The 9,755-nt window shown below is 44.5% G+C and carries 11 protein-coding genes; 9 read left to right on the top strand and 2 right to left on the bottom strand.

Translation table 11 applies throughout. From position 1 onward, the window contains the following. Window positions 1-22: 22 nt before the first annotated feature. Window positions 23-2,983 (top strand): hypothetical protein, encoded by a 2,961-nt coding sequence (locus PHI74_02455; protein ID MDD5484877.1) that lies wholly within the window; start codon window positions 23-25, stop codon window positions 2,981-2,983. A gap of 114 nt (window positions 2,984-3,097) precedes the next feature. Here PHI74_02455 and PHI74_02450 read toward each other — a convergent pair whose 3' ends face one another. Together PHI74_02450 and PHI74_02445 are read right to left on the bottom strand one after the other, a co-directional pair. Continuing rightward, window positions 3,098-3,385 carry a chorismate mutase gene (locus PHI74_02450; protein ID MDD5484876.1) on the bottom strand — a complete coding sequence of 96 codons (288 nt, stop codon included), beginning with the start codon at window positions 3,383-3,385 and terminating at the stop codon, window positions 3,098-3,100. Then, window positions 3,379-4,236, bottom strand: coding sequence for a shikimate kinase (locus PHI74_02445; protein MDD5484875.1), 858 nt, complete (start codon window positions 4,234-4,236; stop codon window positions 3,379-3,381). Before PHI74_02445 ends, PHI74_02450 begins: the two co-directional genes overlap by 7 nt. A gap of 76 nt (window positions 4,237-4,312) precedes the next feature. Between PHI74_02445 and PHI74_02440 the strand changes: the two genes are divergently transcribed. The 8 genes from PHI74_02440 (at window position 4,313) to PHI74_02405 (ending at window position 9,755) form a co-directional block, all read left to right on the top strand. Next, on the top strand, window positions 4,313-4,741 hold the full coding sequence (locus PHI74_02440; protein ID MDD5484874.1) for a metal-dependent transcriptional regulator: 429 nt from the start codon (window positions 4,313-4,315) through the stop codon (window positions 4,739-4,741). Continuing rightward, window positions 4,738-4,959, top strand: a complete 222-nt coding sequence (locus PHI74_02435) for a FeoA family protein (protein ID MDD5484873.1) — start codon at window positions 4,738-4,740, stop codon at window positions 4,957-4,959. The genes PHI74_02440 and PHI74_02435 overlap by 4 nt, the downstream gene beginning before the upstream one ends. Before the next feature lie 15 nt (window positions 4,960-4,974). Further along, window positions 4,975-5,466, top strand: a complete 492-nt coding sequence (locus PHI74_02430; protein MDD5484872.1) for a FeoB small GTPase domain-containing protein — start codon at window positions 4,975-4,977, stop codon at window positions 5,464-5,466. A gap of 11 nt (window positions 5,467-5,477) precedes the next feature. Further along, window positions 5,478-6,704 (top strand): nucleoside recognition domain-containing protein, encoded by a 1,227-nt coding sequence (locus tag PHI74_02425; protein ID MDD5484871.1) that lies wholly within the window; start codon window positions 5,478-5,480, stop codon window positions 6,702-6,704. Between the two features lie 9 nt (window positions 6,705-6,713). Continuing rightward, on the top strand, window positions 6,714-7,385 hold the full coding sequence (locus tag PHI74_02420; GenBank protein MDD5484870.1) for a hypothetical protein: 672 nt from the start codon (window positions 6,714-6,716) through the stop codon (window positions 7,383-7,385). A 31-nt stretch (window positions 7,386-7,416) separates the two neighbouring features. Further along, on the top strand, window positions 7,417-7,590 hold the full coding sequence (locus PHI74_02415; GenBank protein ID MDD5484869.1) for a 4Fe-4S binding protein: 174 nt from the start codon (window positions 7,417-7,419) through the stop codon (window positions 7,588-7,590). 378 nt (window positions 7,591-7,968) lie between these two features. After that, window positions 7,969-9,099, top strand: coding sequence for an ABC transporter permease (locus tag PHI74_02410; GenBank protein ID MDD5484868.1), 1,131 nt, complete (start codon window positions 7,969-7,971; stop codon window positions 9,097-9,099). Then, entirely contained in the window at window positions 9,096-9,755 is a 660-nt protein-coding gene (locus PHI74_02405) for an ABC transporter ATP-binding protein (GenBank protein MDD5484867.1), read from the top strand. The genes PHI74_02410 and PHI74_02405 overlap by 4 nt, the downstream gene beginning before the upstream one ends.

Genomic DNA, 9,755 nt, shown 5'->3' with positions numbered 1-9,755 from the left:
AGGCTACACTGTGGCGATTCAGGTGTATGATGGGGTGAGCCCAATAGGCGCACAGATGACTGCTACAGTACAGAACGGCAAGTTCTCAGCCACCACATTTGACACCGACATCACCGAAAAGAGCTACACAGTCGAGGCAAAGGTCGTACTTGACAATAAGGATGTTGTAGCAACAAAGTCTTTCACCATTGCATCAAAGACACTAACGCTGTCTGCGCCATCAACGGTGGTAGAAGGAAATGAAATCACAGTAACGGGCACTGCGACTGCAAAGCCAACGATTACGGTTAACCCAGCTAAGGGTACTTTATATGATGTCTATTATAACCCAACCACCAAAGGCTACAGCGTAAAGTGGAGCACGCAGAATGCAACGGTTGGCCTAGAAGCAGCACCAGGTAACTACGAGATCAAGGCGCTAATAACCGCCACGACATTAGAGCAGAAGGCAACGGTAACTGTTATAGGTGCCACGTTGACCGCATCAGCCCAGAACACCGTGTTAATGCTGAAAACAGACATCACAGGTGAATCCAACAGGCAAAAGGACACCCCTGTGTTCATCGAAGTCACCTATCCAAATGGTATTACCAAGTTCAACAATGCCAATGACACATTTGTAGAGGATGACGGATCCTACAAGTGGGAGGTTCCTGGGACTTATCTGACCGAAAAAGGCACTTACAAGGTCAAGGCATGGACGGATTTAGGCCAAAAATGGTATGCAGATGCCTCCTCAAGCTTTACAGTTTCAGATCAAGAGGTAACCATAACCCTGCCCAGTAGAGCGACGGTGCTCAACGAGTTTACGGTTACAGGAACAGCCAATCAAGGGGTGGGCACAACGGTACTGTTATTTAAAGGCACACCGTCTGCAGGTGCCACCACTAACGTCCTCCTTGATTCAGCGACACTGGATTCATCTAAGGCATATTCCAAGAAGATACAAGCACCAACCACCACAGGGTCCTATAAGATAACTGCGGTATTGGACACTAACAATGATGGCGCATATAACGCCGATGAGGCAAAGGCAAGTGCAAACATTCTGATAGAGGCACCAACGCTAACTCTCGACACCACTCAAGATGCAGCCGGAGCAACAGATGTCAAGATCACAGGAACGCTGGACCAAGATGACAAGGTTGGAGCACAAGTCAACATTCAGATCGACGAGTTGGGACTTAGCGTTTGGGTCGATGTGATAGACAACGAATACTGCTACACATGGGATACTTCAATTAACGGACCTGTAGGAGAGGTTCCTAGTGGTACCTATAACGTGATCGTGGAATATAAATACGGCAGCACTACGATGCAGATCTCAGGCAGTGTAGTACTGCTGACTTTACCACCAAACATCTCATGGAACATGACCATCTCAGCAACTAACCAATTAGATCCAGTTGTTGTTGGAATGGACCCAAATGCAAGTGATGGCTACGACCCAGAATATGATGTTTTTTCACAGACTCCAGTTCAGGGGAAGGTCATACTGATTCTTGACGACCTTTATTCAACGAGCATCAAGAAGACCAGATGTTATAATGAAACGGTTTCATGGAATTTTTCAGTAGGTGTTCCAACTGGTCAAACAACCACTTTATCTTGGAACGTTCCTTCTAGCGTTAATCTAACGATTTTTGAAGGTGCTGAGGTCTTATCTTCAGGTTCGCAGCTTAGTGAAGGCAGTCATGAATTGACAGTAATGGCTGAATTAGGAATTGAATTCTGCATAGACCTAAAAGCAGGATGGAACATGGTTTCATTGCCCATTATACCTGATAACTGTTCAGTGGATGCGATATTCGGAAGCATCTCTACTCTGGACACGATGCCTGTTGTGACCTGGGAGTCTCCTTCCTTTGTTCTGGTCACATGCATTGAGCCAAAAACAGGCTACTGGGTATTCACGCCCTCAGATACCACAATAAGTGTTACTGGGGAGGCAATCACCGATACAACTCTAATTTTAGGGGCGGGCTGGAACATGGTAGGAACAGTCGGAACGGATAATCTGACAATATCTGACATATCCAACCAAGTCACTGAGAGACCAGCGGTTACATGGGTTGCCCCTTCTTTCATAGAAACTACTATACTAGAACCCGGGAAGTCCGCATGGGTATTTGTTACTACAGATACAACCGTCACTACAGTTGAAGCGGTTTCAACCGAGGTGAAAGCAAAGGTAGTTCCAACGATAACTTCTGCGACAATAACCGACGAATGGAATCTTACCATCTCTGCAACAAATCAGTTAGAGCCTATCACTTTTGGCATACATCCCAACGCAACAAACGGCTATGATGCATTTGATACCTTTGTGCAGACCCCAATTCAAGGAAAGGTCATATTAATATTGGATGATATTTACGCAACAGAGATAAACAAGGATGAACTAGCTTGGAATCTTAGCGTAGGCGTTCCTGAAGGACAAACATCGACTTTGACATGGAGTTCTTCCAATATACCGGCAGATGTTTCTTTGACGTTAGATGGAACTGATATGAAACTGAATAATTCGATGGATCTCGGAGAAGGCTCTCATTTGTTTGAGATTAGAGGCAATATAAGTGAGGCAGCAGTCTTTGACACCGGCACAGGCACAGCACCCAGTACATCAGGAACTCACAACGGCACTATCACACCATTATATAATTTCAATGTCTCTTACATGTACACATACCCATGTGCTGGAACCGGTGGACATGCAGAATACGTTAAAATATGGAATTCGACATGGAATACGACTGCAACTTGGACTGGTTACAGCGGAGATTATCACAACATAACCTTTGGCGAATCTTTCATATTAAGGGCAGGCGAAACCTACAATTACACCATAAAAACAGGCTCCTATCCGCAGATAATACATGCAACCAGCACGGAAGTGACAGGAGGGACAATCACCTGCACACAGTTCACCGATGTAAACGGTGTCACTTACAACGACTGGATTCCTGCGATTAGGTTGGAGTAATGTAATACAAATAGGCAGAAAAGAAATTTAAAGGTAATTTGTAATTCCCAAATCGTGATTAGTTCTTACGATTATATCCTTATTTTACCTATCCCTTTGTTGTCTTTCGAACGGCTATGATGGCTGTAACTTTCCTCTTCCGCTCAACTCACGCTGGCGCTCTATGCTCATCTTTATGAGGATCTCGTAGATTCGCTTCACTGCGCCCACGTCCATACCATGTTCTGTCGCCGCTTCCACCGCCCGTTTTAGCACCACCTTGTTCTGCTCCTCGTCATCGATTTCCACATTCTCCTTTTTCTTTGCGTCCAATATCTTCTCTGCCAGACCAGTTCGATGAGCTATGAGCTCGATGATTTGGTCATCAATTTTCTGGATTTCTTCCCTAACATCCCTTAGCATGATTCCACCCTCGCACCAGTATTATCGATCTCAGTCCTTATGGTTTTTCCTTTTAAACGCTTCCATGCTTTGATAACATCATCGACATCATCTATACAAACTATGGCGGTGAATGCTGGTCCTGTGCCAGACAGGCTCACTCCAGTTGCTCCCGCTTCCAATGCGCACAGCATCGGCTCAGGGTCAAAGCCAAGCGCAGAGCAATACAGAAAGCCGTTTAGCGTCATCGCCTTTTCAAACTCCTCCCCCAAAGCCAGGTCATATGCGATGTCCACCCAAGGGCCGATCAGTCTTGACCTAACTACGTTGGTTTCTGCAGTGAAAGCCTGAGATTCTGGCACGAAGACCAGCACCTCCGACTCTCTCTCGACCCTTTTTACCAATAGTTGCTCCCTGTTATCTGTGGCAACTATGCCGCCAAGGTATGAGGCTGCAGCATCGTCAAAAGCGCCTGTTATCGTCACTCCCGCATCAAAAGCGGCCTGAACTCCTAGGCGTATCGTTTCTAAAGGCTCCATTTTTTCGCCCAAGGCATCCAGCGTTGCTAGGACTGTGGCGTTGGCGGCAGCGCTACTACTCTTTAAACCTCTTGCAATGGGGATTTCGCTGCTCGTCCTTACACGAGCACCACCATCATAATCAAACCTGTCCAGTACGAGCTTTACACAACGCTCGATCAGCGTGGTATCAACGTCGCCTCCTAGGATCTCACCACGAATGCTATTTGCTCCTTCACTTAACTCCACCTCTGCTGTCGTACGCAGGTCAATGGCAAATGCTGAGCCGTTCCACGTTGCAATGGCATTTATTATCGTGCCAGCCCCACAGGCAGATGCTCGTCCTTTTGTCATTTGAACCCTTGTTTGTAATTTGGTATATATCAAAGAAACCTTTATATATTTAGGCATGCCTAAATATTTAATCGGCATGCAAGATAGATCTGAAGAATATCTAGAAACGATATTGTACTTGACCCAGGGACGTGGGATGGCAAAGACATCTGAAATAGCTGAAGAGCTAGGCGTTTCGCCCTCCAGCGTTACTGAGATGATTCAAAAGCTTTCAGAGGGGGGCTATGTAGAGTATGTCCCTTATTACGGTGTTACTCTGACCCAACAAGGAAATATGGAAGCTTCAAGAATAAAACGCCGCCATCAGTTGCTTGAGACGTTCCTCGTAGAATTTTTGAAAATGAATAAAGATGATGCACACAGGGAGGCTTGCAAGTTGGAGCATGTAATATCTGATGACATCGAACGACGATTTTGTTCGATGATGGGTCATCCTGAAAAATGCCCTGATGGGAACCCAATTGAACGAGCGTCATGCTGCTTTGAGGAGGATACCTTTCCTTGATTCCGTTATCTGAGCTGGATACTAGAAAAGCAGCAATAGTACAACATGTGGAAGGTGGGCCAGGATTTCAGAGGCGCTTGGCATCGTTGGGCATTAGGGTCGGAAAGCCCGTTCGGAGAATCGCTTCTGAACCCCTCAGGGGTCCGATAATCGTCGAAGTAGACGGTACCAGAGTTGCAATCGGAAGAGGGATGGCGATGAAAGTGTTTGTGGCGTAGCGTAGTGGTGAATAATTGAAGATACTTCTAATGGGCAACCCAAATGTGGGGAAGAGTGCTTTATTCTCCAGGCTGACCGGTGTAAACGTCATAGTTTCGAATTATCCTGGTACTACTGTGGAGTTCAAGAAGGGCACGATGAAGATTGGTGACCAGTGGGCGGAAGTAATTGATGTGCCGGGAGCTTACACATTGGAACCCACCAATAAGGCGGAAGAGATAGCAACAGGCATGATGAACGAGGGGGATGTAATTATTAACGTAGTAGACGCAACAAACCTAGAGAGGAACCTCTATCTGACGCTTCAATTGCTAGAAAAGAAGATACCGATGATAATCGCGCTTAACGTTTGGGATGATGCAAAGCACAAAGGTATTATTATCGATATTGAAAGGCTTGAAAAACTTTTAAACACCCCTGTTGTACCCACAGTTGCCATTACCGGCGAAGGAATTAAGGACCTCGTGTCCAGATTGTCAGAGGTCCTAAATCGTGAAAGCACATAGGGAAGGTCAATATGCCGGTCAATGATGAACTCGCTGACGAGCAAAGGTGGGCTGAGATTGGTAGGATAATCAGCCAAGTACAAACCATAACCCATCGTCACCATACCCTTCTAGAAAAAATAGGAGATGCGAGCATCAAACCTTTGACCGGATCTCTCATAGCTATGATTATCCTGCTTTTTAGCTTTCAGCTCATAAGGTTTGTCGGGGAAGGCCTAATAAATTATGTATTTGAGCCGATCTTTGATGCTTACACTCCCCTGGTGACGAAATTGAGCGAATTACTCGGTCCTGGTTTTGTTCATGACATCTTGATCGGAACGCTAATAGAGGGAGAAATAGATTATGTGCAGTCCCTGGGGCTGTTGACCACCGGACTCTTCGTTCCATTTGCCATGGTCTTGCCATACGTGTTTGCGTTTTATTTGGTACTGGGCTTTTTAGAAGATTGTGGATATTTGCCTAGGTTGGCTGTGTTAATGGATAGCCTAATGCATAAAATAGGTTTGCACGGTCTATCCATCGTTTCATTCTTGCTAGGCTTGGGGTGCAACGTCCCAGGAGCTCTGTCCACTAGAATCTTGGATACTAAAAAACAGGTTTTCATTGCTGCAACTCTCATGGCGATTTCAGTTCCTTGTATGGCTCAAATCGCTATGATAGTCGGACTAGTTGGCAAATATGGTGCGAAAGGTCTAGGAATCGTTCTTTTCACACTTTTTATGGTATGGGTGGTCCTTGGATATTTGCTAAATAAAATTTTGAAGGGCAAGAGTCCCGAAATATTTATGGAAATTCCGCCCTATAGGGTTCCTTATTGGGGCGCATTACTGAAGAAGTTGTGGATGAGGATAAGATTTTTTATCAGAGAGGCAGTTCCGTATGTGTTGCTGGGGGTATTTATCATAAATATTCTCTATACGCTAGGAATCATCGAATTTATAGGCCAAATTCTCTCCCCCATAATGGTAGGGTTGCTTGGATTGCCAGCTGAGGCAGCTGCAGCACTCGTGGTTGGATTCCTGCGTAAGGATGTAGCTATAGGGATGCTTCTCCCCCTTGGTTTGACCATGTCTCAAGCAATAGTTGCTAGCGTAGTATTGGCGATGTATTTCCCATGTGTTGCTACGTTTGTCGTTTTAACTAAAGAATTAGGTATAGTGGATATGACAAAATCCGTTGCGATCATGATCACCTCTACTTTACTGGTAGGAGGTTTGCTCAATATAATTTTGTAGGGTGATAATTTGAAAATAGACGAAAATAGTAAATTAGGTCACATCTGGGAGGAGTTAAGGCACCATGTTCCTTTTACAGCATTTAGTACCTCTATCGCGCTTATTTTATTGGGGATGTTAACGGTGGCCCTCTCGCCGAGCAAAGCGACAATGTCTGGGTATGGTCATGAGTTATTCCACGTATTCCACCCGTTGCACATTCTGTTTAGCGCTACGGCCACGACTGCTATGTTTTGGAGATATGAAAAGGGGGTTTTCAAAGCGGTAATCGTTGGTCTAGTGGGCTCACTTGGAATTTGCGGCATCAGTGACGTATTTCTTCCATTTATTGGTGGAACGGTCGTTGGCATTGAAATGGAATTTCATTGGTGTTTGATTGTACATCCCCAGATCGTTTTGCCCTTTGCAATTTTCGGCGTGCTCATTGGATTAGCATCTACTAACATGGTTCATGGAAGAAGACCCACCATATTCTCCCACAGCTCACACGTTTTCATAAGCACGATGGCAACGATGTTTTATCTAATGGCGTTTGGTTTCACAGAATGGATCCCTCATATTATGGAAACTTTCCTCATCATATTTCTGGGTGTGACGATCCCCTGTTGTACAAGTGATATAATATTCCCACTGCTGTTGAGTAAAACTATTGTTGACCAAATCTATAAATATCATGAATGAATGAACATGGCAGAAGGGAGATTTGATACATATGTCAGTAAAAATCGATGCAGAAAAATGTGTAGGGTGCGGAACGTGCGTAGAGGAATGTCCTAACGACGCCCTCTCTCTGGAAGATGACATAGCAGTAGTAGACGACGATCTGTGCGTTGAATGCGGTCTGTGTGTCGAAGTTTGTCCAGCAGAAGCCCTATCGCTCGACTAGGACGCTAAATTCGGTTAATACCTAAACAAAACAAAACAAGGAAAAGGCAACGTACTCCCTAATCCATTTTAATTTATTTACTCGTCCCTGTTGTGCCTTTCACCTTTAGCATGTCACCCTGAAATAACCATATATAGACAGATTTTTGTTTTGGCGCATTTGAGCAAAAGCTTATATAGCATCATAGCGCATATGTGCATATATGATGGGAAGAGGCGGGGCTAGGGATTGCAGGCTATTGGCCATACTATATCGGAACACCCTGATATTCAAGTGAATAATTAAACTAGCTTATGAAATACAAAACGAAAAAACTCATCTCCCATCAAAGACATAAAAGTTCATCAACCGCATAAAATAATTTGCTATGGGGGCACCATGTGGTGGATCATATACGCTTACCTAAAAAGAAGAAAAATAAGGGTTTTTTTAACCATGCTTGGAATCGCTGTTGGTGTTGCCACTTTATTCACCATTTTGTCTATAAGCGATGGCATTGATCTATCCATAAACCAAGAGATGCAAGATGTGGGAGAACAGATATTCGTCATTCCCTTTGGCCATAGGCATCATCGTATCATGGGACTATTGGAGGGCGAGGCAGAGGGTACCATACCATCGAGCGTGCATCCTCAAGTAAAAGGGGTAGACAATGTGAAGCTTGCGGTACCTGTGCTTCTTAAAAAAGCCGAAATGAATGGCCTCACAGTGTTACCTGTGATGGGTACGACGAAAGAGATAGCTGAATTGAGACAATGGGGCTACATCGAAGACTTTGACGGAGCTGTATTAGGATCTTTTGAATCCATTGGGAGGGGCATCTTGGAGGGGGATGTTATCCTATTGGAATCGCAGCATTCGATTGAACTGGAAGTAATAAAAACATTGGAGGAGACTGGAACCCACGATGACCATTATGTGTTCATACCGTTGGCCTCTGCCCAAGAACTTTTTGGCGAGGAGGGGAACATAAGCGCAATATTTGTGACAATGGAGAATCCTGAAAAAGCAGCAGAAACCGTAGCTGCCCTTAACCAAATAGAAAATGTGGAAGCCGTATTTGCACACGATGTCTTCCAAGAAATCCTCAATACGTTTTCCACTACGAGGGCAAATATAATACTAATCACGGGAATAGCAATCGTTGCAGGTGCATTTACCACGATAAATACCATGACGATGGCGGTATACGAGCGCAAAAAGGACATAGGGTTATCAAGGGCGGTTGGGGCCACTCAAATGGATATATTCACGCTATTCATGGTTGAGTCCCTCATCCTTTCGATAGTCGCATGTGTCCTAGGTATCTTAATAGGCTATGCGTTTTTGAATGTCTATCCTTTAATAGTCCCCCTTTCCCTCGGTGGCATTCAATCTGCTCCCTATTACTCGCCACATAATGTTTTGCTATGCTTTATCATTGCATATGGTGTGGGCACTATTTCAGGTATATATCCTGCCATAAGCGCTGCAAGATTAACTCCAATAGATGCTTTGAGAGGACTATGACCATAGAATTAAAGGATGTATCAAAACAGTATGGGGAAGGGAACGTTGCTTTCTTGGCCCTAAGAGACGTTAATCTAGTGTTAAATGAAGGGGATTTTATTTCTGTCGTTGGTCCTTCTGGTTCCGGGAAAACCACCTTACTAAACATAATGGGCTGTCTGGATGTACCAACTACTGGCACTGTGTTGGTTGATGGCCAACCTACGGAAAAACTCGGAGATTTTGAATTAAGTAAAATAAGAAAGGAGAAAATAGGCTTTGTTTTCCAGGATTATTATTTGAATGATAGCATGAACGCATTGCAGAACGTCATGTTGCCATTGGAGTTCAGTGGGCGTTCCAATAAGAAAGAGGAGGCAACTAAATTGCTGGAATCCGTCGGGCTGGGTGGCAAGTTACGTAACTTTCCCACGGAACTATCCGGAGGAGAAAGACAGAGAGTCGTAATTGCCAGAGCCATGGCAAACAAACCAAAATATCTCTTAACAGATGAGCCAACAGGAAATTTGGATTCTGCGGCTGGTAGAAAGATACTTGATTTGCTGAGAGAGTTAAATAGTGAAGGGGATGTCAGTGTCGTCATAATAACGCATGATAAAGACGTTGCAAGCGTCGCAAAAAAACAAATAAAAATAGTGGATGGTACGGTCGTATGA

Source organism: Methanocellales archaeon, assembly GCA_028715985.1.
Classification (GTDB): domain Archaea; phylum Halobacteriota; class UBA148; order UBA148; family UBA148; genus UBA148.
Note: the sequence above shows the minus strand (reverse complement) of the source record. Positions and strands in the feature narration are given on the sequence as shown.